This is a genomic window from Exiguobacterium sp. s101 (assembly GCF_018617835.1).
GTDB lineage: Bacteria > Bacillota > Bacilli > Exiguobacteriales > Exiguobacteriaceae > Exiguobacterium > Exiguobacterium marinum.
The window spans coordinates 1-25,797 of record NZ_JACSKX010000018.1; the positions used below are offsets into that span (position 1 = coordinate 1).

Below are 25,797 nucleotides of genomic sequence, written 5' to 3' on the forward strand. Positions count from 1 at the left end.
CCCATGCCGAACACGGAAGTTAAGCGTCTCAGCGCCGAAAGTAGTTGGGGGATCTCCCCCTGTGAGGATAGGACGTTGCCAGGCAAACGTAGAAGACGATCAAGCATACGCTTGATCGTCTTTTTTTTAATATTCATCAATTTAGGAGGAATAACAAATGGCTCCTTCTCGGAAAAACCCTTTTACGTTTCTAGAGACTTTAGAACAGCATGTACGTGAACGTCGCGTGTCTTTTCATGTACCGGGTCATCACAACGGTACGGTGGGCAATGATGGATTACCGAGTGCATTCGCAAGAGTCATGCCTTATGATCTGACTGAATTACCACATTTAGATGATTTGCACGATGCTTCCGGGATTATCGAGCAAGCTGAAACAGCACTAGGTAACCTGTATGCGAGTAAAAGTAAATGGCTTGTCAACGGATCGACCGTTGGAAATTGGAGTATGCTTGCGGCAACGGTAAAACGTGGGGAACGCGTATATGTGCAAAGGAACTCACATAAGTCTGTTTGGAACGCGATTGAATGGTTAGGATTAAAACCGGTTTTATTAATGCCTATGATTGAGCGTGGTACAGGTATTCCAACAGTCGTAACGCTAGAAACGATTGAACAAGCCGTTCAAGAATTCCCTGGAGGGCGGGCCGTCATGTTGACGTCTCCTACGTATTATGGAGATATGGCTGACATTCGTGCAATTTCGGATTATTTGTCTCATTTAAACATTCCGTTGCTTGTCGATGAAGCACATGGCGCTCATTTGATTCACCCACAGTTGCCCCAGCGTTCTGCAATCTTTGAAGGAGCGAGCGCGGTGGTACAGTCCGCACATAAAACGTTACCTGCCTTAACGATGGGAGCTTGGATTCATTATAAAGAAGATATCGATGAAGTTCAGTTGAAACATGCGTTATCATCCTTTCAAACATCGAGTCCATCTTATCTTATTATGGCTTCATTGGATTATGCACGTTCCTATTTAGAAAGTTTAACGGATGAAGCATGGTCTTCTATTCAGAAAAGTCATGTATCTTTCGTGCTTGAATTGAAACGTGCAGGTTTTTCGGTAAAAGTCGGGGACGATTTCACAAAAGTGACCATCATGACATACCCGAAAAATGGATTAGTCTTTTATGAGCACCTTGCATCAATTGGAATAGACATCGAATTGGCTGCAGTTGACCACGTGTTATTGTGTCTACCATTAAGGGAAATAAACAAACAGGAAATTGAGCATTGGGTCACATTGATGAAAAAGGCTGCGACTCATGTGCCAATAATCGATGAGGATGAAACCATCTTCCCGTTCCCTTCAACACACCGGGTATCTGAACTGTATACGATGGCAGGGGATGAGCCAATACACCGTGTATCCTTTAAAGAGGCTGTCGGATCGATTTCAGCAGAGACGGTGATTCCTTACCCGCCGGGCATCCCATGGATTTTGAAAGGAGAGCGAATTACAGAAGAGAAAATCCGTGTACTCCTGGAATGGATTTCTTTAGGGAGGAAGCTTCAAGCCGGTAAGCATGTTATGATAGAGCAAATTGACGTTATTGTAGAGGAGTTTTAAAAAGTGAGCGGAATGTTTATTACAGTTGAAGGACCCGATGGATCAGGAAAATCCACACAACTTCAATTATTAGTCGAGAGCCTGAAGCAAAAAGGGTACGATATCGTTGTTACCCGTGAACCTGGAGGAACAACTGTCGGAAACCAGATTCGGGAAGTATTATTATCTCCGGACCATCATGAGATGACACCACGAGTTGAGATGATGCTCTACGCCGCTTCGAGAGCGCAAAACGTGGAACAAGTAATCCGTCCTGCATTAGAGAGAGGTGCGATTGTGCTTTGTGATCGATTCATCGATGCATCTATCGCCTATCAAGGATATGGCTTACAGTATGACCTCGATCAGATTCGGTCACTGAATGAGTGGGCAACAAACGGTTTAACACCCGATTTGACATTTTTGTTTGATTTGAGGCCGGAAAGAGCGAATGAACGAATGAAAGATCGTGGACAACTTGACCGGATTGAAAGTCGCGATCAGACCTTCCATGAGCGTGTCTACAAAGGATTCCAAACTTTACTCAAACAGTACCCCGAACGTATCATTCGAATTGACGCTGATCAATCGATTGAATGCATTCAAGATGAGGTACTTGACTATACAATCGAACGACTACAACAAGGAGGCGTAAAAAGATGATGAAAATGGTGATTGCAATCGTACACGATAAGGACAGCGCACGTTTGTCCGACGCATTAGTTGAACGAGATTTCCGCGCAACGAAATTAGCCACGACAGGTGGATTTTTAAAAGAAGGAAATACAACATTTATGATGGGGATTCCGCAAGAACGTCTCGATGATTTGATGGATGTGATTCAATCAAATTGCTCGAGTCGTGATCAAATGATCACGCCAATCTCACCTATGGGGGGACATGCCGATTCGTATATTCCTTACCCTGTCGAAGTACAAGTCGGAGGTGCGACTGTTTTCGTCTTGCCGATTGAAAGATTCCATCAGTTTTAATGGGAGTTGGGCATATGCGTTTTCAGGAATTACATGAGTCCCAAACAGTGGTGGCTCAAATCATAAAAAATTCAATCGTTTCAAATAAAGTGGGCCACGCGTACATCTTTTCGGGGGACTATGAGCCATTTTTAATTGACACGGCTACGTTGTTTGCGAAAGCGTTATTTTGTGAAACCCCGCAAGGAGCTGAACCGTGTGGGCTGTGTCGAAACTGTCGACGTATGGAGTCAAAAAACATCGTGGACTACATCGAAGTAGAGCCGGATGGAGCCAGCATTAAAAAAGAGCAAATTCAGCAATTGCTCAGTGACTTGTCGTTACGAGGAGCTGAAGGAGATCGTCAAGTTTACGTTATTCATCAAGCGCATAAGATGACGACTCAAGCCGCGAACAGTCTATTGAAGTTCTTTGAAGAACCGGGTGTCGGAAAGCTTGCTATTTTAGTAACGACACAACCTCATCTACTCCTTCCGACGATTCGTTCGCGCGCTCAACAACTCGCTTTTCGCCCAATCGACCGTGCGCAATTGGCACAAACCATGTCGGAAGAACTGTCTTGCACATATGATTTGGCATACCTTGCCTTGACCGTTTACCCAAGATGGGATGATGCGAAAGAAGCACTTGGACAGGAGTGGTTTGTACAGTCGTACGGGCTAGTGGTACAATTAATTGAAGTATTGACGAAACGACCTCAAGAGTTGCTCTTGTTTGCACAAGAAAAATGGTTAGGACATTTCAAAGGACGAAATGAGTTACGGGTTGGCCTTGAGTTATTCGAACACTGGCTAGAGGAGGCACTCCATTTAAAAGTGCGAGATACGTATGCTCCGAAGCTATTTAAGAATGAGGTTGCTTTATACAACGCATTTATCCAAAATCGATCTGTCTCTAAACTCACACATGCGATTGAAAGTGTGCATGCGGCCATTCGACGACTCGAGGCAAACGTCAATCCTCAATTAACGTTCGAACGACTTTCGTTCGATTTGCAGAAAGGATAGAAGCGTGTGCTTGAAGTAGTTGGAGTCCGTTTTAAAGAAGCGGGAAAAATCTATTACTTTTCACCAGGCGATGCAACGCTTAAACGCGGGAACCATGTCATCGTTGAAACGGTACGTGGAATTGAGTACGGTGAAGTTGTCCAAGTCGATAAACAGCTCGGCGAAGACGAGGTTGTTATGCCGTTGAAGACAATCCTTCGTGTCGCTGACCAAAAGGATGCAGATATCGTACGCGATAATCGACTGGCAGCCGTTGATGCTCACGCCGTCTGTGAAGAAAAAATTCGAGAGCATCAACTAGATATGAAACTAGTCGATGTTGAGTATACATTTGATCGTAATAAAGTAATCTTTTATTTTACTGCCGAGGGTCGCGTCGATTTTCGAGAGTTGGTAAAAGACTTGGCTAGTGTGTTTCGAACACGGATCGAACTCCGACAAATCGGTGTTCGTGACGAAGCGAAGTTACTAAGCGGGATAGGACCATGTGGTCGAGTTCTTTGTTGTTCGTCATTTCTTGGGGAGTTTGAACCTGTCTCCATAAAAATGGCTAAAGATCAGAATCTCTCGTTAAATCCGAACAAGATTTCTGGGGTATGTGGTCGTCTGATGTGCTGCTTAAAATATGAGAATGACACATACGAAGAATTGAAACGTGATTTACCAGACGTCGGCAAGCGAATCAAAATTCCAGAAGGTGATGGTCGGGTAATCGGTCTCAATATTTTGGACCAACTCATTCAAGTTGAGCTCCACGATCGGACGCGAGTCGTCACATATACAATTGATGAACTCGTTGAGGTGGGTGCGATTAAACGAAAACCGTCAAAACAGTGATGGGGTGCTGAGCAGTGGAAAGAATGGACAAAAAAGAAGTGATGATGCGTGTAGATGCGATTGAGCAACAGATGCAACTCTTAACGGAGCACTTAGGCGTGCTAAAAGAACAGCTCGCTTATTTGCTTGAAGAGAATCAGCATATGTATCTAGAGAATCATCACTTGCGCGAAAAAGTCGAACAATTGGCAGAAGTTGATACGACAAATGGTGATTCACAAATCGCATTGTCGGGGAAAGGGCAGAACAACTTGGCTGCGCTTTATCAAGAAGGATTCCATATTTGTAACCTCCATTACGGACAGGTACGAAAAGATGGAGACTGTCTCTTCTGTTTGTCGATGCTCAATAAACATTAATACGGGGCGATAGATAGGGGTTCCCTATCCATCGCCTTTCTTTTGTAGAAGGAGGAAATGATGGTAACGGTAAAGGATGGAGAACGCCTCGATGATTTACTCGGACGTCCAGGTAAAATCATTCAGAGTGACGATGTGTTCTCGTTTTCATTAGACGCGGTGTTGCTTTCAGAATTTGTGTGGGTACCTATTCAAAAAGGGCAGTTGGTTGATTTGTGTGCTGGTACCGGGGCAATTCCCCTCTTTTTGTCATATCGTACAAAAGGGACGATTACAGGCGTAGAGATTCAATCGAAGTTAGTCGATATGGCAAATCGAAGTATGGAGATTAATCGTCTTGAAGAGCGGATTCAGGTTGTCGAAGACGATGTCAAAACAGCTGCTAGCCAGCTCGGTCATGCGCGGTATGATGTTGTGACATGTAATCCACCATATTTCTTAGCGAATGATACGTCGCTACGGAATCAAAATGAGCATCATACGATTGCACGCCATGAAGTGTTGTGCACGTTAGAAGATTGTATTAAAACAGCAAGTCAACTCGTCAAGCCGGGAGGAAAAGTGGCGTTCGTGCATCGGCCAGAACGTTTACTCGATATCCTGACATTGATGCGTGCCTATCGAATTGAACCGAAGCGAATGCAGCTCGTTTATCCAAAAGCGGGACGCGAGGCGAATACCTTATTAATCGAGGGATCGAAAGATGGAAAAGCAGGTCTTAAAATTTTACCACCACTTGTTGTATATGAAGAAGACGATACGTATACAGAAACGATGCGAGCTATTCTCGATGCCTAAACACTATGCGTATATCGTGGAATGTCATGATGGAACGTACTATACGGGTTATACAACAAATGTGGATAAACGAATTCTTGCCCATAACGCAGGAAAAGGCGCTAAATATACGAAAGCTCGACTTCCGGTACGACTTCGGTACGTGCAATCGTTCGATACGAAACGGGAGGCCCTGCAATACGAATGGTCCATTAAGCAATTGACCCGCGCACAAAAAGAGCAACTGATGGAGGGGACGACCAATGAATTCACAGAAGAGTTATCAAACTGAACAACCGACGTTGTATATCGTACCGACACCGATTGGGAACTTGGAGGACATGACGTATCGAGCGGTACGGATACTTCAGGAAGTCGATTTAATCGCAGCAGAAGACACACGTCAAACAATGAAACTTTGTCGCCATTTTGAAATTATGACAAAACTGGTTAGCTACCATGAGCACAATAAAGATATGAGTGGGACAAGGCTTATCGAGGACCTAGTTGCTGGGAAGTCGATTGCCGTCGTCTCAGATGCTGGAATGCCTGGTATTTCAGATCCTGGGAGTGATCTCGTACGATTAGCCATTGAGGCAAGCATTCCAGTTGTCGTCTTACCAGGTGCCAATGCAGCGCTCACTGCACTCGTCGCATCCGGTCTTGCGACCGAGCGATTTCTCTATTATGGCTTTTTACCGCGAAAAAAGAAAGATCGGATTGATGTATTAGAATCGGTTCAATATGAGCCGGGAACCATCATTTTTTATGAGGCCCCTCATCGATTGAAAGAGATGTTAACGGCGATTCGACAAGTGTTCGGGAACCGACAAATTGTATTAGGTCGAGAACTAACAAAAACGTTCGAAGAGTTTTTGAGAGGGACGATAGATGAAGCGTTGCAATGGTGTGAAGGCGAAGTTCGTGGGGAATTTGTCGTCCTTGTGAGCGGCGCGACAGAAGTGGCCCCTACAACTACGTGGTGGGAACCACTTTCTGTGTATGAACACGTAGTTCATTATGTGAAAGAAGGATTAAAACCAAATGCAGCAATCAAACAGACGGCGAAAGACCGTGGGGAGTCCCGCAACGATGTATATGATGCATACCATCAACTGCATAAAAAAGAGTAAGCAAGGAAATCCTTGCTTACTCTTCGCTGTAGTAGTTTTCGAGCATGTTCTTCAATTCAACGAGAACACGTTGTGCACCTTCTGGTGACAAGATGAGTTTGCCGTCTGCCAATTTGAAGTTATCATCTGATACTTCGCCTGTAACTTGGCAAGTCATGTTCGGCTTATATTTTTTCAAAACGATTTGATCGTTGTCGACGTAAATCTCGAGAGCATCTTTCTCTGCAATACCGAGTGTACGACGCAATTCGATTGGAATAACGACACGACCAAGCTCATCCACCTTACGTACAATACCTGTAGATTTCATTTTGTGTTTCCTCCTCCAATGATGTCGAAATCTCGTGGTGACATGAATCGTCAAAATTCGACAATGTGACTACAGCAAAAAGCATACTAAACTTTCCAATTGCAGTCAACTGCTTACTATCTGGAAAAGTAAATTTTCGAATTTTGTCGAATTGAGAACGATATATACCTAAATTTCCCCGATAGTTTGAACTTGAAACAAAGAAAGGGTATTTTTGGAACATTTATGACGAAGAAAACGCAAAAAAATTCCAAACAATTAGGTTTGGAAATTCTTTTGTCGAACCGTGTATAATGGAAATTGCATATGTCGAAAGGATGGAGAATAAATCATGGCGAAGCCAACTTTTTATATTACAACCCCAATTTATTATCCGAGTGCGAAATTGCACATCGGTCACGCATATACCACGGTAGCAGGTGATGCGGTTGCGCGCTACAAACGCTTAAAAGGATTTGACGTCCGTTATTTGACAGGAACGGATGAGCATGGGCAAAAAATTCAAGAAAAAGCGAAAGAAGCAGGCGTGACGCCACAGGCTTTCGTTGATGAAGTCGTTGAAGAGATTAAAGTTTTATGGGATCGTCTTGAAATTTCGTACGATGACTACATTCGTACGACAGAAGACCGCCATAAGAAAGTGGTCGAACATATTTTTGAGACGTTACTTAAAAATGGGGACATCTATCTTGGTGAGTATGAAGGATGGTATTCAGTTCCGGATGAGACGTACTACACAGAGTCACAACTCGTTGATGGAAAAAGCCCTGACAGCGGGCATCCAGTCGAGCTTGTGCGCGAAGAGTGCTACTTTTTCCGCCTTAGCAAATACGCGGATCGCTTGATTGAATACTTTGAGTCACATCCTGAGTTTATTTTGCCGGAATCTCGTAAAACCGAGATGATCAATAACTTCTTGAAACCGGGACTCCAAGATTTGGCAGTTTCGCGTACTACATTTGATTGGGGCGTGCAAGTCCCATCGAACCCGAAACACGTCGTTTACGTATGGGTCGATGCGCTCACGAACTATATTTCGTCACTCGGGTATGGGACAGACAATGACGAGCTCTTCAACCGCTATTGGCCAGCAGATGTCCATTTAGTCGGAAAAGAAATCGTCCGTTTCCATACGATTATTTGGCCAGCTCTCTTAATGGCGCTTGACCTCCCGTTACCGAAGCAAGTGTTTGCGCATGGGTGGCTGCTTATGAAAGATGGAAAGATGTCGAAATCAAAAGGAAACGTGGTCGATCCGATTCCATTGATTGACCGCTATGGGCTCGACTCTGTCCGTTACTATCTTCTTCGCGAAGTGCCGTTCGGAGCGGATGGCACGTTCACTCCGGAAGCGTTTGTTGACCGTTTGAACTTCGATTTGGCAAATGACCTCGGGAACTTATTGAATCGCACCGTTGCGATGATTAAGAAGTACTTCGACGGAAACATTCCGGCCTATAACGGTAATGTCACAGCGTTCGATGCGGAACTGTTAAATATGGTGAAGGAAACGACACGCAAAACGGAAGAAGCCATGGAGCACATGGAATTTTCGGTCGCACTCACAAATATTTGGCAGCTCGTCAGCCGTGCGAACAAATACATTGATGAGACACAACCGTGGGTTCTCGTGAAAGATGAGTCGAAGCGTGAAGAACTCGCTTCTGTCATGACACACCTTGCGGGCGTTCTACGTCACGTGGCTGTTATGATCCAACCATTCATGACACGTGCCCCGAAAGAAATGTTCCGTCAACTCGGGCTCGAGGGAGAGGATATGTCTTGGGAGGCACTCGATACATTCGCGGACTTTAACAATGCGGTTGTGACGGACGGGACGCCAATTTTCCCACGTCGTGATGTGAAGGAAGAAGTGGATGCAATCCAAGAAATGATGCGTCAAGCATCAAAAGCACGGATTGAAGAAACGGAAACGGCGTCAGTGGAAGAAGTCGATGAAGACGTTCGTCCTGAAATCACGATTGATGTCTTTGATCAGGTCGAATTCCGTGTAGGTCAAATCGTGGAAGCCGATAAGATTAAAAAAGCGAAGAAACTGTTGAAACTTCAAGTCGACCTCGGGAAAGAGACGCGTCAAATCGTGTCTGGTATTGCTGAATGGTATGCCCCTGAAGATTTGGTTGGCAAGAAAGTCATCGTTGTCGCAAACTTGAAACCGGTCAAACTTCGGGGAGAACTGTCTCAAGGGATGATTTTAGCGGCAGATCGTGATGGAAAGCTAGAACTCGCAACGGTGTCAGACCAGATGCCGAACGGTGCCATCGTCAAATAATGAAATGGGGGAGACCGCGGTCTCCCTCTCTTTTTCTAAGGAGGAAACAAGATGTTGATTGATACACACACGCACATCAATGCAGAACAGTTCAACGAGGATGTGGGAGAGACAATCGAGCGGGCGAGAGAAGCAGGAGTATCTCCGCTACTTGTCGTCGGATTTGATACGCCGACCATCGATCGGGCAATCGAGTTGGCAGAAGCGCATGAAGACATCTATGCCATTGTCGGATGGCACCCGGTCGATGCGATTGATTGTACAGATGCGGATTTGGCACGGATTGAAGCACTTATGAGTCATCCGAAAGTGATGGCACTCGGTGAAATCGGTCTCGACTATCACTGGGACAAGTCGCCGAGAGACGTGCAACAGCGTCTCTTCCGCCAACAAGTTGCCATCGCAAAGCGGACGAATATGCCAATTGTCATTCATAATCGAGAAGCGACGGCTGATGTGCTCGATATTTTGGAAGAAGAGCATGCCGAGGAAGTCGGTGGTGTGTTCCATAGTTATAGCATGTCCGTTGAACTTTTGCCGCGTTGCTTAGACTTGAACTTCTATATCTCGTTAGGGGGACCGGTCACATTTAAAAATGCGAAGGTTCCGAAAGCAGTCGCACAAGAAGTACCATTGAACCGTCTTCTCGTCGAAACGGATTGTCCTTACTTGACCCCGACCCCGTTCCGTGGAAAACGGAACGAACCGGCATACGTTAAATATGTAGCGGAAGAGATTGCGTCACTTCGAGACATGGCATTCGATGAACTGGCAGAAGCGACGACAGCTAACGCGAAGAAGCTGTTTCGACTTCCATGATTAAACGTGTGCTAGCTAGTATAGGTGTTATCGTGACCGCTTCTGTGGCGTATGTCATGCTACAGCCTGAAGTAATCAAGGTCGTCGATGACGGTGTCGTGATTGAGCATGAGACAAGGGCAGATTCCGTTCTCGAGGTACTTGAAGAATTAAACATCACGTTAGATGAGACGGATTACGTCACACCAGCACTGAGTGGGGATGTACCGGAAGACCGTCTGATCCGGATTGAGCGTTCACATGAGGTGTCACTTCAAATTGGATATGGACAAATCGAGTCGATTCAAACGCGCGAAAGGACCGTGGAGGACGTGTTGTTGCGTTACGGAGTGACCGTGCGGGATGGAGACACCGTATATCCGTCCGTGCGTACACCGGTGACGAATGGGATGACGATTCGTTATCAACCGGTTGTTGTGGTGAATTTGATTGTCGGGCAAGATGCGTTGACAATCTACACGATGGCAACAGACGTTAAACAACTGTTAACAGATGAGAACATCGATGTGACGGAAAGTGACACGGTCATACCAGCCCTGTCGACATCCATTCGTGAAGGATTGACGATTACGGTCAACACGAATCGTGATGTTGTTCAATATGAGAGCCAGTTGATTCCGTTTGAGGTGGTTGAGGAAGAGGACGAGACTCTCGACGAAGGTGTGAAGCAAACGGTACAAGTCGGGGTTCCTGGACTTGAACGGACAAGGTATGCACTTACTGTGGAAAATGGTACAATTACAAATCGTACGAAAACGGAAGTGGAAACGTTGCGTAAAACGACGCCGCAGATCATCAAAGTGGGAACGAAGGAAGTCGTGGAATCGACTACCGAGCCGACGACTGCGGATGAATCGAGCCCGTTTATACCGGAAGCCGAAGTGGAGATTGTTGAGGCGCCCAAAACGGATGACGTGTTAGATTTCTCATCTGCGAAACAATTGCTTGTAGAAGCGACCGCTTATACGAACAATCCGGAAGATACGGTGACATATAACGGGCGCGTGCTGACAAGAAGTGGATATGATGTGACGGACACGATACTGTTTGAAGGAATGCGGATTATAGCGGTTGACCCTGCTATCATTCCACTCGGGACCCGCGTATACGTTGAAGGGATTGGTATGGCGATTGCCCTTGATACAGGAAGTGCAATCAAAGGCCAAAAAATCGACATCATGATGGATGAAAAGGAAAAGGCCGTGACGTTTGGTCGTAAGCCGCTCACCATCTGGGTGATTCCGAAACAAGAAGAAGAGAAAGAAGGATCAGACAATGCGTGAGAAAATACAAGAAATCATCGTCGTAGAGGGGCGTGACGATACGGCGCGACTTCAAGAGGTATTCGATGTCGATACGATTGAGACGAACGGCTCTGCCGTGTCTGATCAGACGATCGAACGAATTCGTCGTGCACAAGAAAAACGGGGGGTTATCATTTTGACGGACCCCGATTACCCGGGGGACCGGATTCGAGCAATCGTCGAGGAGCGGGTCAAAGGGTGTAAGCATGCTCACCTGCCTCGTGCCGAGGCAAAGGACAAACGTGGGAAAATTGGTGTAGAACACGCGAGTCCTAATTCGATTCGTCGCGTCTTGCGTTCGGTATTTGAACCGCGTGTCGAAACAGATCAACCGATCGTTACACGGAAGATGGTACTAGAGGCTGATTTAATCGGAGGCACAGCGGCTGCGACGCGTCGGAAACGGCTCGGCGTACTGCTTCGCATCGGTGAGCCGAACGCCAAACAATTTGTCAAACGGGTCGAGGCGCTCGGCGTCACGATTGAAGAGTGGGAGCAGGCACTTGCTCAATTAGAGGAGGAACAGGGTTGAAAGACATTGCAACAATCCAACGAACGAAATCAATTTTAGAGCGCCACGGTTTTTCATTCAAAAAATCGCTAGGTCAAAACTTTTTAATCGATTTAAATATTTTAAGTAAGATTGTCGGTGCAGCAGAACTGAGTGAATCAAGCGGAGTACTTGAGATTGGTCCCGGAATCGGTTCGCTAACGGAGCAGTCGGCCAAGCGCGCTAAAAAAGTCGTGGCGCTTGAGATTGACCAACGTCTTTTACCGATTCTCGAAGATACGATGTCACCGTATCCGCACGTGAAAGTGATTCATGGGGATGCTTTAGAATTAAATTTACGTGAAATCGTCGAGCAGGAATTTTTAAATGAAGGTATTGAAGATATATCCGTTGTCGCAAACTTGCCCTACTACGTTACAACACCGATCATCATGCGATTGCTCGAGAGTGGTGTGAAATTCCGTTCACTCGTCATGATGATTCAAAAAGAGGTGGCAGAACGGATTGGTGCAAAACCTGGAACGAAGGCATACGGTTCACTATCGATTGCGATTCAGTACTATGCGGAGACGGAAGTCAGTTTTATCGTTCCGAAAAACGTATTCATTCCAGCACCAAACGTCGATTCGGCCGTCATCACGCTTCGAATGCGCAAGGAGCCGGCTGTACAGGTGAAGGACGAGGCCTTTTTCTTTGATGTCGCGCGCGCAAGCTTCGCACAACGTCGTAAAACCATTCTGAACAACTTGACAAACTGTATTGGAAAAGAACATAAAGTCGAACTCGAACGCTCACTTCATGAGGCGGGAATCGATCCAAAACGTCGAGGAGAAACGTTGAGCCTAGAAGAATTCGCACGATTATCTGACACAATTTTACCACTTAAAAATAGTTGACGACCTTAAAACTAGTCGTTATAATATAAATCTTTATTTTCATATTTAAATATGCTATACTTGTAACAGTGAGGTGAAGCGTATGCCAAAAACGTTACAAGAAATCAGACAGAAACTCGAATCGCATGTTGGTGAACGATTGACGTTGAAAGCAAACGGCGGTCGTAAGAAAGTCGTTACTCGGTTTGGAACGCTCGTTGAGACATATCCTGCGGTCTTCGTTGTGAAATTAGACGAAGAGTTGCACAATGTTGAGCGTGTCTCGTATAGCTACGCTGATGTCCTAACGGATACAGTTAAAATTGAATTCGGCAATTGATTTATAAATGAGGAGCGGATGCATTGGCAGCTGCTTCTTTTTTTGTGCGCCTTTTTACGGTACAATGTCGAACAGGAGACAAATGGGAAGGGTGAACGTGATGCGCACGATTAGTGTGAAAGCGCCGGCAAAAATTAATTTGACGCTCGATGTTCTCGGAAAGCGTTCGGACGGCTATCATGAAGTAGAAATGATAATGACGACAGTCGACTTAGCAGACCGTTTGGAGTTGACAGTTCTAGAATCGGATGAGATTCGGATTCAATCGGAACATGCCTATGTGCCGAATGATCATCGAAATTTAGCATATCGGGCAGCGGAGTTGTTGCGTGAGCGTTTTAATATTCAACAAGGTATCGAGATTGTGCTCGATAAACAAATTCCAGTAGCTGCTGGTCTTGCCGGTGGATCGAGTGATGCGGCGGCAACGCTTCGCGGGATGAACGAACTGTTCTCATTAAACTTGTCATTAGAGGAACTAGCGGAGCTCGGTGCGGAAATCGGGTCTGACGTGTCATTTTGTGTCATCGGGGGGACGGCGATTGCCCGAGGGCGTGGAGAACGGTTAGAAATGGTTCCTGCGCCGCCACCGTGTTACGTTGTGCTCGGCAAACCAAAAATCGGGGTCTCAACCGCAGATGTGTATCGGGCTGTGCGTATGGATGAGGTCCATCATCCAAACACCGAGGCTATGGTGGAAGCGATTCATCAGAAAGATTTTCACGGAATTTGTGAAAACCTCGGGAATTCGCTCGAAAGTGTGACGCTCAAACTTCACCCGGAAGTAAAACAAATCAAAGAGACGATGCGTCATTGCGGGGCGGAAGGTGTTCTCATGAGTGGAAGTGGACCGACTGTCTTTGCGTTGATTGAACACGAGCAAAAAGCGTACCGAATCTATAACGGTTTAAAAGGATTTTGCCCAGAAGTGTTCGTCGTTCGGATTCTCGGCAAAAGACATTGAACAAAAACGAATGAAAGTGATATATTTTCATTAAAACATTCGTTTATTAATGAAGAAGTGAAGGAGAATCCGTATGAAAATTCGTAGAAGTGGTCGTCTCGTCGATATGACCCGTTATTTGCTTGACCATCCGCATCAGCTTGTCTCGTTGTCGATGTTTTCAAGCCGTTATAAAGCTGCAAAGTCCTCGATTAGCGAAGATCTTGTCATTGTTAGTGAAACGCTGTCTCATGATGGAATTGGTAAGCTTGTTACCGTTCCTGGTGCGGCCGGTGGTGTTATGTTTATTCCAGGATGGAGTAAAGACAAATCACTTGAGATGATTGATACGCTCTGTGATCAGTTATCAAAACCTGAGCGTCTGTTACCGGGTGGATACCTCTACTTAACCGACGTGTTAGGTAATCCAAGCCAGGTGAAGCCGATGGGTCAAGTTTTTGCGTCTGTGTTCGCGGACCGGAAAGTTGATGTCGTCATGACCATTGCGACGAAGGGAATCCCGATTGCTTATGCCGTTGCCGAACAATTAGGTGTCCCATTTGTCATCGTCCGTTCGGATAGTCGTGTCACAGAAGGATCGACTGTCAGTATCAACTACGTATCTGGTTCATCGAAAGCAATTCGTACGATGGCACTTGCACGCCGAAGTCTGCCACGCGGTGCGAATGTACTTTTAATCGATGACTTCATGAAAGCCGGGGGAACAATCCGTGGGATGATGAGTCTCTTGAATGAATTCGAGGCAAACCTTGCGGGTGTCGGTGTGTTGATGGAAGCTGAAGGGGCCGAGAAGAAGATGGTCAGCGAATACGTCAGTTTGATGAAATTGACAAATGTTGATTCGGACGAGGGTCTCGTCACCATTTCACGAGGGAATGTGGAACAGTTCCTAAATTGATTGGCAAAATTTTAATTTCGTTTTATGATTAGAGGGTATAGAATTATTAATATGGAGTCATGACGTTCGTTTGAAACTAACTGAACCTTGCAGAAGACCACACCATGGCGTAGACAACGACGATAAAGGGGATGCGAAACATGCAGATCACAGACGTAAAAATTCGCAAAGTCGCGACAGAAGGCAGAATGAAAGCATTGGCCTCAATCACACTTGACCATGAATTCGTTGTACATGACCTTCGAATCATCGAGGGGAGTAGCGGTCTATTTGTCGCCATGCCGAGCAAACGGACACCAGAAGGCATTTTTCGCGATATCGCGCATCCGATTAATGGGGAGATGCGACAGAAAGTTGAAGCAGCTGTTTTGGAAACCTATTCCAATATGGGTGTGGACGTCCTTGACCCACAACAAGTATCTTACGGTATGAATGAATGACAGGAAACGGCGGTTAGGTTCCCTACCGCTGTTTTTTTGCGTTTTCAATGGTTAAGGAACGGTACAACTATTGAAACGAAGGCACGGTTTCGATATAGTAGAAACGGTGTAAATAGGATTTAGTTACAGATAAGCCGAACTATACAGACCAATCACAGCTGTTGTGAGATAGGAGCGAATCAAGAATGGAGCGTTTTGCAGTCATTTTGGCAGCAGGAAAAGGGACGCGAATGAAGTCGAAGCTTTATAAAGTACTTCATCCGGTTCTAGGGAAACCAATGGTTGAGCATGTTGTCGACCAGTTAGACCAAATCGGTGTCAGTCGTCAAATCGTAATCGTTGGCCATGGGGCGGAAGCGGTACAAGATACGCTCGGCACACGAGTAGAGTATGCGGTCCAAGAACAACAACTTGGAACGGGACATGCTGTTCAAATGGCAGAAGCAGAGCTTGCGGGTAAATCAGGGGCGACACTCGTCGTCTGTGGAGATACACCGCTACTTACAGCGGAAACGTTAGAAGCCCTTCTCGCTCATCATGAAGCGCAACAAGCGAAAGTCACTGTACTGACTGCGATTGCCGACGACGCGACAGGATACGGTCGTGTGATTCGTGGTGAAGATGGGAACGTGACGAAAGTCGTGGAACATAAAGATGCTTCTGAGACAGAGCTCGCCATCAATGAAATCAATACGGGTACGTACGTGTTTGATAACGAATTGTTATTCGATGCACTTAAACGAGTCGGAAACAATAATGCACAGGGTGAATATTACTTACCTGATGTCATCGCAATCGCAAAAGAATCGGGCGAAGTGGTAGCGGCGCATACAGCACCGACGTTTGATGAGACGATTGGGGTCAATGACCGCGTGGCCTTGTCACAAGCGGAAGCGATCATGCGGAAACGGACGAATGAACGTCTCATGCGTGAAGGGGTTACATTTATGGATCCTGCATCGACATACATTTCTCCAGATGTGGTGATTGGTTCGGATACGGTCATTTATCCGGGGACGGTCATTCTTGGGAAGACGACAATCGGCTCGGAATGTGTGATTGGTCCAAACTCGGACATCCGTAACAGTGTGATTGAAGACAATGCCGTTGTTCGCCAGTCTGTCGTGACAGACAGCCGGGTCGGTGAAGAGGCTCAAGTCGGACCTTTCGCTCACTTGCGTCAACAAGCTGTTCTTGGCGCGAACACACGCGTCGGTAACTTTGTTGAGATAAAAAAATCAACGTTCGGTGATGGTACGAAAGCTTCGCACTTGAGCTATATCGGGGATGCGTCGATCGGTGAACGTGTCAACTTAGGATGCGGATCGATTACGGTAAATTATGACGGCAAAAATAAATTTGAGACAGTCGTAGAAGACGATGCATTCGTCGGCTGCAATGTCAACTTGATTGCCCCTGTAAAAGTCGGGAAAGGTGCGATTGTCGCAGCCGGCTCGACGATTACAAATGATGTACCGGAAGAGGCGCTTGCGATTGCACGCGAACGCCAAACGAATAAAGAAGGTTACACAAAACGATAACTTGCTGCCAGTCATTATGGAAAACGATGGAGGAGAATCCTAAACATGTCTACTGTATACGAACGAGAAATTCGTCTATTTAGCTTAAACTCGAACCGCCCGCTTGCTGAAGAAATCGCGAAAGAAATTGGTGTCCCGCTCAGTGATTGCCAAGTCAAACGTTTCAGTGACGGTGAACTCTATATTAACATCGAGGAAAGTGTTCGTGGAGATGATGTGTATGTCATCCAATCAACAAGCTCGCCTGTAAACGAAACGCTCATGGAATTGCTCGTCATGATTGATGCACTCAAACGTGCTTCTGTCCGTACGATTAACATCGTGATGCCGTATTACGGGTACGCACGTCAAGACCGTAAAGCACGCTCGCGTGAACCGATCACAGCGAAACTTGTCGCTGACCTTCTTACGGTAGCGGGTGCGACACGCGTCATCACGATGGATTTGCATGCAGCGCAAATTCAAGGATTCTTCAATATTCCGGTTGACCAATTACTCGGTGTACCGCTCATCTCGACTTACTTTGAAACAGAAGAGTTTCAAGCGAAAGATATCGTGGTCGTTTCTCCAGATCACGGTGGCGTGACACGCGCACGAAAATTGGCAGAACGTTTGAAAGCACCGATTGCCATCATTGACAAGCGTCGTCCGAAAGCGAATATCGCTGAAGTCATGAACATCGTTGGAAGCGTTGAAGGGAAAACAGCGATTTTGATTGACGACATCATCGATACAGCGGGTACAATCACTCTTGCTGCAGATGCCATCGTCGAAGCGGGCGCGAAGGAAGTATATGCGTCTTGTACGCATCCGGTTCTTTCTGGTCCAGCGATGGAGCGCATCGACAACTCATCGATCAAAGAGTTGGTTGTCTTAAATACCATCGATTTGACGGGTCGCCCTTGCTCGAGCAAGATCAAGCAAATGTCGGTTGCCCATTTACTTGGGGAAGCGATTATGCGCGTACACGAGCATAAATCGGTCAGTACACTATTCGATTAAAAAAAACGAGGCCCGGAGGCATTCGCCTTTGGGCTTTTTTGTTCAGGAGGAATTGATATGAAATGCATCGTCGGTCTTGGAAATCCCGGGAAAAAGTTTGAGATGACGCGACACAATGTCGGTTTTTTAGCGATTGATCGTCTCGCAGAAAAGCATGGCATCTCGCTGAATGAGGCGAAGTTTAATGCCCTTATGGGAACGGGAAGAATCAATGGTGAACGCGTTGTACTCGTGAAGCCGCTTACGTATATGAACTTGTCGGGTGAAGCGGTCCGTCCCATTTTAGATTATTATAAGATTGAGATTGACGATTTATTGGTGATTTATGATGATTTGGATATGGTTCCCGGCAAGCTTCGCTTCCGTCCGAAAGGAAGCGCGGGTGGTCATAACGGAATCAAATCACTTATTCAACATTTAGGAACCGCTGAATTCAAGCGATTGAAGCTTGGTGTCGGTCGTCCCCCGCATCCGATTAAAGTTGTCGACTGGGTGTTGATGAACTATCGGAAAGATGAGTTATCGGAGTTGAACGAGACAATCGACAACGCCGTAACTGCAGCAACTGATTTTGTAGATACAGATTGGCTAGCACTGATGAATCGATACAACTAAAGGGTCATCGCACCCTTTTTTGTCGTATGAGTTGGAGGAAAACAAATGAATGCTTTAGAAAGATTTATGGTGGCGCTCCCTGAGACGAATATCATTCGCGAGCGGCTACAAAAAGTGGACCGTCAATTGGTAACGGGTCTGACGACGAGCGCGAAAGCTCTTGTCTTAGCAGGACTCGTGAAATCGTCAGCGAGACGCCTCGTCGTTGTGACACACAATATGTATCAAGCACAAAAAATGTTTGATCAACTTGAGTCACTCATCGGCCCTGATCAAACACTGCTTTATCCAATTGATGAGACGCTAGCAGGTGAACTATCACTGACATCTAGTCCGGAACTGTTGGCCGCCCGAATCGATGCCCGTACCCGTCTCCTTGACCAAACAGGAGGCGTTGTTGTCGTGCCACTCGGTGGATTACGACGTTACATGCCGAGTCCAAAAGCATGGCAAGACAGCCGCGTCATGTTGAAGCCTGGAAGTGATCTCGATTTAGCGGATTTTGCGAAACAATTGTCGGGGATGGGGTATGAACGGACGGCAACTGTAACGACGCCAGGCGAGTTTTCCGTACGAGGTAGTATATTAGACGTTTACCCGCTCACAGAAGCGCGTCCATATCGAATTGACTTGTTTGACACTGAAATTGATTCGATTTTTACGTTTGATGCCGAAACCCAACGTTCGCTCGGGGTGGTAGGGGAAGTGTGTATTACGCCTGCAACGGAGTTTGTTGCGACTGAGGAACAGTTGAAACAAGCGGGTAGCGCTCTTCGCAAGCAATACGACAGAACGGTGGAATTGATTACAAACGATGTGATTCGTCAGGCGCTCGATGAAGGAGTCGTGACGGATATCGAACGTTTAGAGCGTGGTGATTTCCCAGATAAAGTAGGAAAGTATTCGCCACTTCTTTATACATCAACGCTTCTTGATTACGTAGGAAAAGACGCCGTACTCATTTTGGATGAAGTGGCACGAATTGATGACGCCGCGGATGTGCAGGACCGGGAAGACGCCGAGTGGTTCTCTTCGCTCATCGAAAAAGGGGAAGCGGTCAGTAACTATACGCTCGCCGTCCCAATGCATAAAGTGTTCCTTGACTTGAAACAAGTGGCCTTCTCATTATTGCCGTCTCGTCGTTCAGGGATACCTGAGACCGATACGGTTCATTTGAGCTGTCGTCCGCTACCGGCATTTCACGGACAGATGCACTTATTGAAACAAGAAGTGGAACGTTGGCAACAAGGTGATCAACGAATTGTCGTGCTCGCGGGAGATCGGTCGCGTGCAGATAAAATAACAGCACTTCTTTCAGACTATGGGATTTCCTCGACGTTTACGAATGTCGATGGAGAGTTAGAACCGAGACGTGTGTCCGTCATTATCGGTCAAATTGAAGGTGGGTTTGAATTATCTACGAGTCGTCTTGTCGTTGTATCAGAAGAAGAACTGTTCAAACGTGTGACGAAACGGAAACGTCAGACGAAGAACTTGACGAACGCGGAACGAATCAAGAGTTACCAAGAGTTGAAGCCGAACGATTATGTCGTCCACGTGCACCATGGAATCGGAAAGTACTTAGGCATCAAAACGATTGAGGTCGGTGGGATTCATCAGGACTACCTTCATCTCGTCTATGCTGGTGACGATGCCCTTTACGTACCAGTCGACCAAATTGATCTCGTGCAAAAATATGTCGGGGCAGAAGGAAAAGAACCGAAGATTTATAAACTGGGTGGCACGGAATGGAAGAAGGTCAAATCGAAGGTCGCTAAATCGGTTGAAGACATTGCCGATGAGTTGATTAAATTGTATGCGGCACGAGAGGCCTCGGTTGGTTTTGCGTTTCCGTCGGACGATGAAGAGATGAGTCAGTTTGAATCTTCATTCCCGTACGCTGAAACAGAAGATCAAGTTCGCTCGATTGCTGAAATCAAAGCAGATATGGAACGCTCGCGTCCGATGGATCGTCTCTTATGCGGAGATGTTGGATATGGGAAAACGGAAGTGGCGATTCGGGCGGCATTTAAAGCGGTACTCGCCGGAAAGCAAGTCGCATTTCTTGTCCCGACGACCGTCCTCGCCCAACAGCATTATGAGACGATGCTCGAACGATTCAGCGAATTTCCAATCAATGTGTCGGTCATGAGCCGTTTCCGCTCGAAAAGTGAGATGACCGCGACGAAGAAGGGCTTGAAAGAAGGGACGATTGATATTGTCGTCGGTACACACCGCGTGTTGTCTAAAGACGTAACGTTTGCCAATCTCGGTCTCGTCATCATCGATGAAGAACAACGGTTCGGCGTTAAACATAAAGAACGTTTGAAACAACTGAAGACGAATATCGACGTGCTCACGTTGACTGCCACACCGATTCCACGGACGCTCCATATGTCGATGATTGGAATCCGTGACTTGTCCGTATTGGAAACACCACCTGAAAATCGATATCCGGTCCAAACATATGTCATGGAGTATGACGGAATCGTCTTGCGTGAAGCTTTAGAGCGTGAACTCGCTCGTGGTGGGCAGGCGTTCTTCCTCTATAACCGTGTCGACGGTATCGAACGAAAAGCGGAAGAAATTCGTGCCCTATTACCGGACGCGCGTATCGCGACGGCACATGGACGGATGACGGAGAGTGAGCTCGAGAGCCAATTGATCAGCTTTTTAGAAGGAGAGGCAGATATTTTAGTCTCGACGACAATCATCGAGACGGGAATCGATATTCCAAACGTCAATACACTTATCGTCCATGATGCTGACAAGATGGGGTTGTCGCAGCTCTATCAACTTCGTGGTCGTGTCGGACGCTCGAATCGAATCGCCTACGCGTACTTCACCTATCGAAAAGATAAGCGCTTAACGGAAGTTGCCGAAAGCCGACTTCAGGCCATTAAAGAGTTCACGGAGCTCGGAAGTGGCTTTAAGATTGCGATGCGGGACTTATCGATTCGGGGTGCTGGTAATTTGCTAGGTGCACAACAATCAGGGTTTATCGATTCGGTCGGTTTCGATCTGTACTCACAAATGCTCTCCGAAGCAATCGAGGAGCGGAAAGACCGAATGCGTGGACAAGCAAAACAAGTCGTATTCAAGCCGGAAATTGCATTCCAAGCGGATGCGTATATCCCAGATAATTATTTGTCGGATAGTGAATTAAAAATCGAGATGTACAAACGTTTCAAATATGCGGATACGCCAAGCGCATTATTCGCCCTTCAAGACGAATTGATTGAGCGATTTGGTGAATTCCCTGAACCGGTCGCGCTTCTCATTCAACTGACGCGCTTACGTATTTACGGAGAACTGGCAAAAGTGAGTCGGATCAAGCAAACACCGGGACGCATTGAAATCGTCTTATCAAAAGAGTCGACAGCTGCACTTGATGTATCATCCTTCATGGAATGGACAATGCCGCTCGGTCGCAAACTTGGGGTGGGTCAAGAAGATGGGGCGTTGAAACTATCGCTCAGTGGCCGTGTCCCCCTAACAGAGCTCCTAAATGATGCCGATACTGTATTAGAGGAACTGACGAAGCGGTTGGTAGGCGATGCAGTCGCCAAGTAAATTTGCGCAAGGCGTCGTCTTGTTCGCCATTGCCGGCTACGTGTCGAAACTGATTAGCTTCGCTTATCGTGTCCCGTATCAAAACTTAGCGGGTGACTTCGGGCTCTATGCCTATCAAACCGTCTATCCATTCGCTGCGATCGTGGCTTCACTCGGGATTTATGCGATGCCAGTCGTTATTGCGAAAATTGGTGTCGGGACAAAAGGGGAAAATCGAAAGTTGGAAGTGCTATGGGGGAGCTTTTATGCGCTGTTTCTACTATCGATTGTCCTCGTTGTTACGGTATGGGTATTCGCACCGACCATTGCCGGATGGCTAGGAGATGAGCAGCTGGCACCGGCACTCCGGGTGATCAGTTTAAGTTATTTACTTATGCCAGCCTCGGCCGTATTACGTGGCGCTTTTCAATCGAGAGATGACTTACGACCGAGTGCATGGTCACAAGTGCTCGAAAACTTTGTCCGCGTCACAGTCATGCTGTCACTATTATGGTTCGGGGTACGACTCGGAAAAGATGCCTATACGCTTAGCCAATATGCGTACGGTGCGACACTCATTGGTGGAATCGTAGCGATTGCCTTTCTGGTTTATCGTGCACGAGGAATACGGATTGTAAGGGTGCGACGAGCCACGTTTCGAAGTGGGATGCGACTTTTGCTGACAACAGGATTTGCGGTGGGGTTTGCCTCACTCGGGATTCTATGGATGCAACTTGTCGACTCTTTCACCATCGTCAATTTGATGGGGGGGACGTATGACGCGAAGGTGAGCAAAGGAGTGTTTGATCGGGGATACCCGCTCGTCCAATTCGCCATCCTGTTCACGACGACCATCGGGATGGCGAATGTGCCGATGCTCGTCCGTCATTATCGTGCGGGACATCTACAAAAGACGACACAAGGACTCCGTTCGATGATTCGGGTGACGACTGCGATTGCTGGTGCAGCGACAATCGGCTTGATAGGGGTCATGTTCTTCTTGAACGTGGCACTATTTGAAGATGAGTCAGGAACACAAGCACTTATGTTTTTAGCTACAAGTACGTTCGCTGCCTCTTTGGCGATTGTAAGTATGACTTGTTTGCAGGCGATTGATCGAGAATGGGTCGCCGCTCGTAGTATGGTCGTCGCGATTTTGGTGAAGAGTGTGACGAATGCATGGCTTGTGCCAATCTATGGGATTGAGGGGGCGGCAATTGGTACCTCAATCGGCTTTTTGGCGATGGCATTCTATAACTTTAAAGCGCTCGACCGTTCGATTCCGCTCGGCTCGTTTCGGTCGAAACATTACAAATCGCTATGGAAAGCCCTGGTACCCATGCTATTCCTCATTGCCGTGTTAAACTGGGTTGGTCAGATGTGGGTCGATTCAAGAATCACTGCTTTCGGATGGTTGATCGGGATGGTGAGTAGTGGGGCCGTCCTCTATATATGGAGATTATGGAGCACACGGATGTTGTCACTTGCGGAATGGGAGTTGATTCCGTTCGGAAGTCGTCTACTCGATGTGCTTGAAAAAAAGGAGAACTGATATGGGTTATACAATCACGGTGGTCGGACTCGGGTCCGGCGAGTTAAATCAATTACCACTCGGTGTGTACCGCCATTTAAAACAGCAACCACTCGTCTGGTTGCGGACGAAAGAGCATCCGGTCGTTCGTGAGTTAGAATCAGAAGGGCTCGTATTCGATTCTTTTGATTCGATTTACGAATCAAGCGAAACATTTGAAGAGGTCTATAATCAGATTGTTGAGACATTAATGAATAAATGTGAAGAAATGGCGATCACATATGCTGTACCGGGTCATCCTTTCGTAGCAGAACGGACCGTTGAACTGTTGGTGGAACGCGGAGCCGATCTTCATGTGCTTGGCGGTCAAAGCTTTTTAGACGCGATGTTTCAAGCGCTTCAAATCGATCCAATCAATGGATTTCAACTGCTTGATGCGACAGCCCTCGACCTTGAACGACTGCAGGTCACCCAGCACATTCTTATTGGTCAAGTGTACGATGGATTTGTAGCAGGGGATGTCAAAGTGCAGCTAATGGAGCGTTATCCGGATGAGCATCCCGTCACCCTTGTGACCGCTGCAGGAACTACACAAGAACGAATTGAACACATTCCGCTATTCGAGATGGACCGTGTGGCGGAAGTGAACAATTTGACGACGCTCTATGTGCCACCGCTCGTCGACGAATCGTATTTGGCGAAAGATTTTGCGACACTCAAACAGATTATTGCAACACTTCGGGGTCCGAACGGCTGCCCCTGGGACCGCAAACAGACACATGAGTCGCTTCGGAAGTATTTACTGGAAGAAGCGTACGAACTGATTGAAGCCATCAATGCAGAAGATGATAATGCGATTATTGAAGAACTGGGCGACGTCTTGCTCCAAGTCATGTTACATGCTCAAATCGGTGCAGATGAAGGGTACTTTGATATTCGTGATGTGATTGGTTCGATTAGTGAAAAGATGGTACGTCGTCATCCACACGTCTTTGGGGACATCACAGTTGAAAACGCCTCCGAGGTCGTGAAAAATTGGAACACGATTAAACAAGCCGAAAAAGGGGAAAAGAAACAATCGCATCTCGATGGTGTGCTCATCGACCAACCTTCATTGATGAGGGCGGAACAACTTCAAAAGAAAGCCGCCCAAGTAGGGTTTGAGTGGGATGACGTATCCGGGGCCTTCACGAAGCTCGAAGAAGAATTGAACGAATGGCGTGAGGAACTTGGTGACGAATCAGAATTAGGAGATGTATTGTTTTCCATCGTCAATATCGCGAGATACGTTGGGCTGAATGCCGAGCAAGCTCTAGAACAGACGAACCGAAAGTTTAAACGTCGATTCGAATTCATTGAAGTAAATGGGGACCTTCAGCAGATGACACTCGAACAAATGGATGAACTTTGGAACGAGGCAAAGGAGAAAGGTTTATGAGACTAGATAAATTTTTAAAGGTATCACGTTTGATCAAGCGTCGTACGTTAGCGAAAGAAGTAGCAGATCAGGGACGGATTCAATTGAATGGACAAGTCGCAAAGGCGAGCACAGACGTCAAAGTCGGAGATGAACTACAAATTCGGTTCGGAAATAAGCTTGTTACGGTCGTTATTGATTCAATCGCGGAACATGCACGTAAAGAAGATGCGAAAGAAATGTATCGTTTACTTAAAGAAGAGAAGATGGATGGTAGTATCAACTCGTAAAAAAAAGTATACTTAGTGTATTAAGAGGAGGGGGATGAGGCGATGAATGGACGTAATCCGATGGATCGACAACGGCGCATTCGTGCGCTAGACGAGCGTAGAGAACAGCTGGAAAAAGACACACATCGGCGGCGAATTCATCTTCGCCGTCGTTTGGCAGCGGCCTCACTCCTATTTTTATTTGTTATGGTCTTGATTGGGCAAAGTTACTTTTCAAAAGTCGGCTATGTGTCGGACCAACAACAAGCATACGCTCAAGCAAAAGTAGAGTTGCGTGAACAACAAGACGAGCAAGATGAATTGAAAGAGCAAGCGGAGCGATTACAAGATGAAGATTATATCGCAAACTTAGCGCGAAATGAGCTGCTTTTCTCTAAAGATGGAGAGATTATTTTCTACTTCTCACCAGAAGAATAAGTTGGTTCGTTGACCGTT

The 25,797-nt window shown here is 46.5% G+C and carries 27 protein-coding genes and 1 rRNA gene; 27 read left to right on the forward strand and 1 reads right to left on the reverse strand.

What is annotated here, in order from left to right; all coding sequences use genetic code 11:
- From rrf to rsmI, 10 genes are all read left to right on the forward strand, one after another.
- A 5S ribosomal RNA gene (gene rrf, locus KNO76_RS14305) occupies nt 1-84 on the forward strand; the annotation flags it as partial.
- Between the two features lie 73 nt (nt 85-157).
- Nucleotides 158-1,576 (forward strand): aminotransferase class I/II-fold pyridoxal phosphate-dependent enzyme, encoded by a 1,419-nt coding sequence (locus KNO76_RS12700; protein WP_214885796.1) that lies wholly within the window; start codon nt 158-160, stop codon nt 1,574-1,576.
- A 3-nt stretch (nt 1,577-1,579) separates the two neighbouring features.
- Nucleotides 1,580-2,218 (forward strand): dTMP kinase, encoded by a 639-nt coding sequence (tmk, locus tag KNO76_RS12705; protein ID WP_026824764.1) that lies wholly within the window; start codon nt 1,580-1,582, stop codon nt 2,216-2,218.
- Nucleotides 2,218-2,547, forward strand: coding sequence for a cyclic-di-AMP receptor (locus tag KNO76_RS12710; protein ID WP_214885827.1), 330 nt, complete (start codon nt 2,218-2,220; stop codon nt 2,545-2,547). The genes tmk and KNO76_RS12710 overlap by 1 nt, the downstream gene beginning before the upstream one ends.
- A gap of 14 nt (nt 2,548-2,561) precedes the next feature.
- Complete coding sequence (locus KNO76_RS12715) at nt 2,562-3,554, forward strand: DNA polymerase III subunit delta' (RefSeq protein ID WP_214885798.1); 993 nt, start codon at nt 2,562-2,564, stop codon at nt 3,552-3,554.
- 6 nt (nt 3,555-3,560) lie between these two features.
- On the forward strand, nt 3,561-4,391 hold the full coding sequence (locus tag KNO76_RS12720) for a PSP1 domain-containing protein (RefSeq protein WP_026824767.1): 831 nt from the start codon (nt 3,561-3,563) through the stop codon (nt 4,389-4,391).
- Between the two features lie 23 nt (nt 4,392-4,414).
- Nucleotides 4,415-4,750, forward strand: a complete 336-nt coding sequence (yabA, locus tag KNO76_RS12725) for a DNA replication initiation control protein YabA (protein WP_012727746.1) — start codon at nt 4,415-4,417, stop codon at nt 4,748-4,750.
- Nucleotides 4,751-4,810: 60 nt separating this feature from the next.
- Nucleotides 4,811-5,548, forward strand: a complete 738-nt coding sequence (locus KNO76_RS12730; protein WP_214885800.1) for a tRNA1(Val) (adenine(37)-N6)-methyltransferase — start codon at nt 4,811-4,813, stop codon at nt 5,546-5,548.
- Nucleotides 5,541-5,819 (forward strand): GIY-YIG nuclease family protein, encoded by a 279-nt coding sequence (locus KNO76_RS12735; protein WP_214885802.1) that lies wholly within the window; start codon nt 5,541-5,543, stop codon nt 5,817-5,819. Before KNO76_RS12730 ends, KNO76_RS12735 begins: the two co-directional genes overlap by 8 nt.
- Complete coding sequence (rsmI, locus tag KNO76_RS12740; RefSeq protein WP_214885804.1) at nt 5,791-6,660, forward strand: 16S rRNA (cytidine(1402)-2'-O)-methyltransferase; 870 nt, start codon at nt 5,791-5,793, stop codon at nt 6,658-6,660. The genes KNO76_RS12735 and rsmI overlap by 29 nt, the downstream gene beginning before the upstream one ends.
- Nucleotides 6,661-6,676: 16 nt before the next feature.
- Here the strand turns inward: rsmI and KNO76_RS12745 are convergent, their stop codons facing one another.
- Complete coding sequence (locus KNO76_RS12745; protein WP_012727742.1) at nt 6,677-6,970, reverse strand: transition state genes transcriptional regulator AbrB; 294 nt, start codon at nt 6,968-6,970, stop codon at nt 6,677-6,679.
- A gap of 331 nt (nt 6,971-7,301) precedes the next feature.
- Between KNO76_RS12745 and metG the strand changes: the two genes are divergently transcribed.
- From metG to KNO76_RS12830, 17 genes are all read left to right on the forward strand, one after another.
- On the forward strand, nt 7,302-9,263 hold the full coding sequence (metG, locus tag KNO76_RS12750) for a methionine--tRNA ligase (protein ID WP_214701480.1): 1,962 nt from the start codon (nt 7,302-7,304) through the stop codon (nt 9,261-9,263).
- 51 nt (nt 9,264-9,314) lie between these two features.
- Nucleotides 9,315-10,082, forward strand: a complete 768-nt coding sequence (locus tag KNO76_RS12755; RefSeq protein ID WP_214885806.1) for a TatD family hydrolase — start codon at nt 9,315-9,317, stop codon at nt 10,080-10,082.
- Nucleotides 10,079-11,365, forward strand: coding sequence for a 3D domain-containing protein (locus KNO76_RS12760; protein ID WP_214885808.1), 1,287 nt, complete (start codon nt 10,079-10,081; stop codon nt 11,363-11,365). Before KNO76_RS12755 ends, KNO76_RS12760 begins: the two co-directional genes overlap by 4 nt.
- Entirely contained in the window at nt 11,358-11,918 is a 561-nt protein-coding gene (gene rnmV / locus KNO76_RS12765) for a ribonuclease M5 (RefSeq protein WP_214885809.1), read from the forward strand. Before KNO76_RS12760 ends, rnmV begins: the two co-directional genes overlap by 8 nt.
- Nucleotides 11,915-12,793 (forward strand): 16S rRNA (adenine(1518)-N(6)/adenine(1519)-N(6))-dimethyltransferase RsmA, encoded by an 879-nt coding sequence (gene rsmA, locus KNO76_RS12770; protein ID WP_214885810.1) that lies wholly within the window; start codon nt 11,915-11,917, stop codon nt 12,791-12,793. Before rnmV ends, rsmA begins: the two co-directional genes overlap by 4 nt.
- Before the next feature lie 82 nt (nt 12,794-12,875).
- Entirely contained in the window at nt 12,876-13,112 is a 237-nt protein-coding gene (locus KNO76_RS12775; RefSeq protein WP_026824776.1) for a Veg family protein, read from the forward strand.
- A gap of 100 nt (nt 13,113-13,212) precedes the next feature.
- Nucleotides 13,213-14,076, forward strand: a complete 864-nt coding sequence (ispE, locus tag KNO76_RS12780) for a 4-(cytidine 5'-diphospho)-2-C-methyl-D-erythritol kinase (RefSeq protein WP_214885811.1) — start codon at nt 13,213-13,215, stop codon at nt 14,074-14,076.
- A 73-nt stretch (nt 14,077-14,149) separates the two neighbouring features.
- Entirely contained in the window at nt 14,150-14,974 is an 825-nt protein-coding gene (gene purR / locus KNO76_RS12785; protein ID WP_214885812.1) for a pur operon repressor, read from the forward strand.
- A gap of 140 nt (nt 14,975-15,114) precedes the next feature.
- Entirely contained in the window at nt 15,115-15,414 is a 300-nt protein-coding gene (gene spoVG / locus KNO76_RS12790; protein WP_026824779.1) for a septation regulator SpoVG, read from the forward strand.
- A gap of 185 nt (nt 15,415-15,599) precedes the next feature.
- Nucleotides 15,600-16,955 (forward strand): bifunctional UDP-N-acetylglucosamine diphosphorylase/glucosamine-1-phosphate N-acetyltransferase GlmU, encoded by a 1,356-nt coding sequence (gene glmU / locus KNO76_RS12795; RefSeq protein WP_214885813.1) that lies wholly within the window; start codon nt 15,600-15,602, stop codon nt 16,953-16,955.
- Between the two features lie 45 nt (nt 16,956-17,000).
- On the forward strand, nt 17,001-17,957 hold the full coding sequence (locus tag KNO76_RS12800; RefSeq protein ID WP_214885814.1) for a ribose-phosphate diphosphokinase: 957 nt from the start codon (nt 17,001-17,003) through the stop codon (nt 17,955-17,957).
- A 57-nt stretch (nt 17,958-18,014) separates the two neighbouring features.
- Nucleotides 18,015-18,572 (forward strand): aminoacyl-tRNA hydrolase, encoded by a 558-nt coding sequence (gene pth, locus KNO76_RS12805; RefSeq protein WP_026824781.1) that lies wholly within the window; start codon nt 18,015-18,017, stop codon nt 18,570-18,572.
- Nucleotides 18,573-18,617: 45 nt separating this feature from the next.
- Nucleotides 18,618-22,145 carry a transcription-repair coupling factor gene (mfd, locus tag KNO76_RS12810; RefSeq protein WP_214885816.1) on the forward strand — a complete coding sequence of 1,176 codons (3,528 nt, stop codon included), beginning with the start codon at nt 18,618-18,620 and terminating at the stop codon, nt 22,143-22,145.
- A complete protein-coding gene (locus tag KNO76_RS12815) occupies nt 22,129-23,676 on the forward strand; it encodes a polysaccharide biosynthesis protein (RefSeq protein ID WP_214885818.1) in 1,548 nt (515 codons plus the stop codon). Before mfd ends, KNO76_RS12815 begins: the two co-directional genes overlap by 17 nt.
- 1 nt (nt 23,677) lies before the next feature.
- Nucleotides 23,678-25,093 carry a bifunctional methyltransferase/pyrophosphohydrolase YabN gene (yabN, locus tag KNO76_RS12820; protein WP_214885820.1) on the forward strand — a complete coding sequence of 472 codons (1,416 nt, stop codon included), beginning with the start codon at nt 23,678-23,680 and terminating at the stop codon, nt 25,091-25,093.
- Entirely contained in the window at nt 25,090-25,362 is a 273-nt protein-coding gene (locus KNO76_RS12825; protein WP_026824785.1) for an RNA-binding S4 domain-containing protein, read from the forward strand. Before yabN ends, KNO76_RS12825 begins: the two co-directional genes overlap by 4 nt.
- Nucleotides 25,363-25,404: 42 nt before the next feature.
- A complete protein-coding gene (locus tag KNO76_RS12830; protein ID WP_034770769.1) occupies nt 25,405-25,779 on the forward strand; it encodes an FtsB family cell division protein in 375 nt (124 codons plus the stop codon).
- Nucleotides 25,780-25,797: the final 18 nt, after the last annotated feature.

What these genes read in the sequence shown, in the direction of transcription:
- KNO76_RS12700 (WP_214885796.1), top strand. Translation starts at nt 158, where the DNA reads ATGGCTCCTTCTCGGAAAAACCCTTTTACGTTTCTAGAGACTTTAGAA.
- KNO76_RS12710 (WP_214885827.1), top strand. Translation starts at nt 2,218, where the DNA reads ATGAAAATGGTGATTGCAATCGTACACGATAAGGACAGCGCACGTTTG.
- KNO76_RS12715 (WP_214885798.1), top strand. Translation starts at nt 2,562, where the DNA reads ATGCGTTTTCAGGAATTACATGAGTCCCAAACAGTGGTGGCTCAAATC.
- yabA (WP_012727746.1), top strand. Translation starts at nt 4,415, where the DNA reads ATGGACAAAAAAGAAGTGATGATGCGTGTAGATGCGATTGAGCAACAG.
- KNO76_RS12730 (WP_214885800.1), top strand. Translation starts at nt 4,811, where the DNA reads ATGGTAACGGTAAAGGATGGAGAACGCCTCGATGATTTACTCGGACGT.
- KNO76_RS12735 (WP_214885802.1), top strand. Translation starts at nt 5,541, where the DNA reads ATGCCTAAACACTATGCGTATATCGTGGAATGTCATGATGGAACGTAC.
- rsmI (WP_214885804.1), top strand. Translation starts at nt 5,791, where the DNA reads ATGAATTCACAGAAGAGTTATCAAACTGAACAACCGACGTTGTATATC.
- KNO76_RS12745 (WP_012727742.1), bottom strand. Translation starts at nt 6,970, where the DNA reads ATGAAATCTACAGGTATTGTACGTAAGGTGGATGAGCTTGGTCGTGTC.
- metG (WP_214701480.1), top strand. Translation starts at nt 7,302, where the DNA reads ATGGCGAAGCCAACTTTTTATATTACAACCCCAATTTATTATCCGAGT.
- KNO76_RS12755 (WP_214885806.1), top strand. Translation starts at nt 9,315, where the DNA reads ATGTTGATTGATACACACACGCACATCAATGCAGAACAGTTCAACGAG.
- KNO76_RS12760 (WP_214885808.1), top strand. Translation starts at nt 10,079, where the DNA reads ATGATTAAACGTGTGCTAGCTAGTATAGGTGTTATCGTGACCGCTTCT.
- rnmV (WP_214885809.1), top strand. Translation starts at nt 11,358, where the DNA reads ATGCGTGAGAAAATACAAGAAATCATCGTCGTAGAGGGGCGTGACGAT.
- KNO76_RS12775 (WP_026824776.1), top strand. Translation starts at nt 12,876, where the DNA reads ATGCCAAAAACGTTACAAGAAATCAGACAGAAACTCGAATCGCATGTT.
- ispE (WP_214885811.1), top strand. Translation starts at nt 13,213, where the DNA reads ATGCGCACGATTAGTGTGAAAGCGCCGGCAAAAATTAATTTGACGCTC.
- purR (WP_214885812.1), top strand. Translation starts at nt 14,150, where the DNA reads ATGAAAATTCGTAGAAGTGGTCGTCTCGTCGATATGACCCGTTATTTG.
- spoVG (WP_026824779.1), top strand. Translation starts at nt 15,115, where the DNA reads ATGCAGATCACAGACGTAAAAATTCGCAAAGTCGCGACAGAAGGCAGA.
- glmU (WP_214885813.1), top strand. Translation starts at nt 15,600, where the DNA reads ATGGAGCGTTTTGCAGTCATTTTGGCAGCAGGAAAAGGGACGCGAATG.
- KNO76_RS12800 (WP_214885814.1), top strand. Translation starts at nt 17,001, where the DNA reads ATGTCTACTGTATACGAACGAGAAATTCGTCTATTTAGCTTAAACTCG.
- pth (WP_026824781.1), top strand. Translation starts at nt 18,015, where the DNA reads ATGAAATGCATCGTCGGTCTTGGAAATCCCGGGAAAAAGTTTGAGATG.
- mfd (WP_214885816.1), top strand. Translation starts at nt 18,618, where the DNA reads ATGAATGCTTTAGAAAGATTTATGGTGGCGCTCCCTGAGACGAATATC.
- KNO76_RS12815 (WP_214885818.1), top strand. Translation starts at nt 22,129, where the DNA reads ATGCAGTCGCCAAGTAAATTTGCGCAAGGCGTCGTCTTGTTCGCCATT.
- yabN (WP_214885820.1), top strand. Translation starts at nt 23,678, where the DNA reads ATGGGTTATACAATCACGGTGGTCGGACTCGGGTCCGGCGAGTTAAAT.
- KNO76_RS12825 (WP_026824785.1), top strand. Translation starts at nt 25,090, where the DNA reads ATGAGACTAGATAAATTTTTAAAGGTATCACGTTTGATCAAGCGTCGT.
- KNO76_RS12830 (WP_034770769.1), top strand. Translation starts at nt 25,405, where the DNA reads ATGAATGGACGTAATCCGATGGATCGACAACGGCGCATTCGTGCGCTA.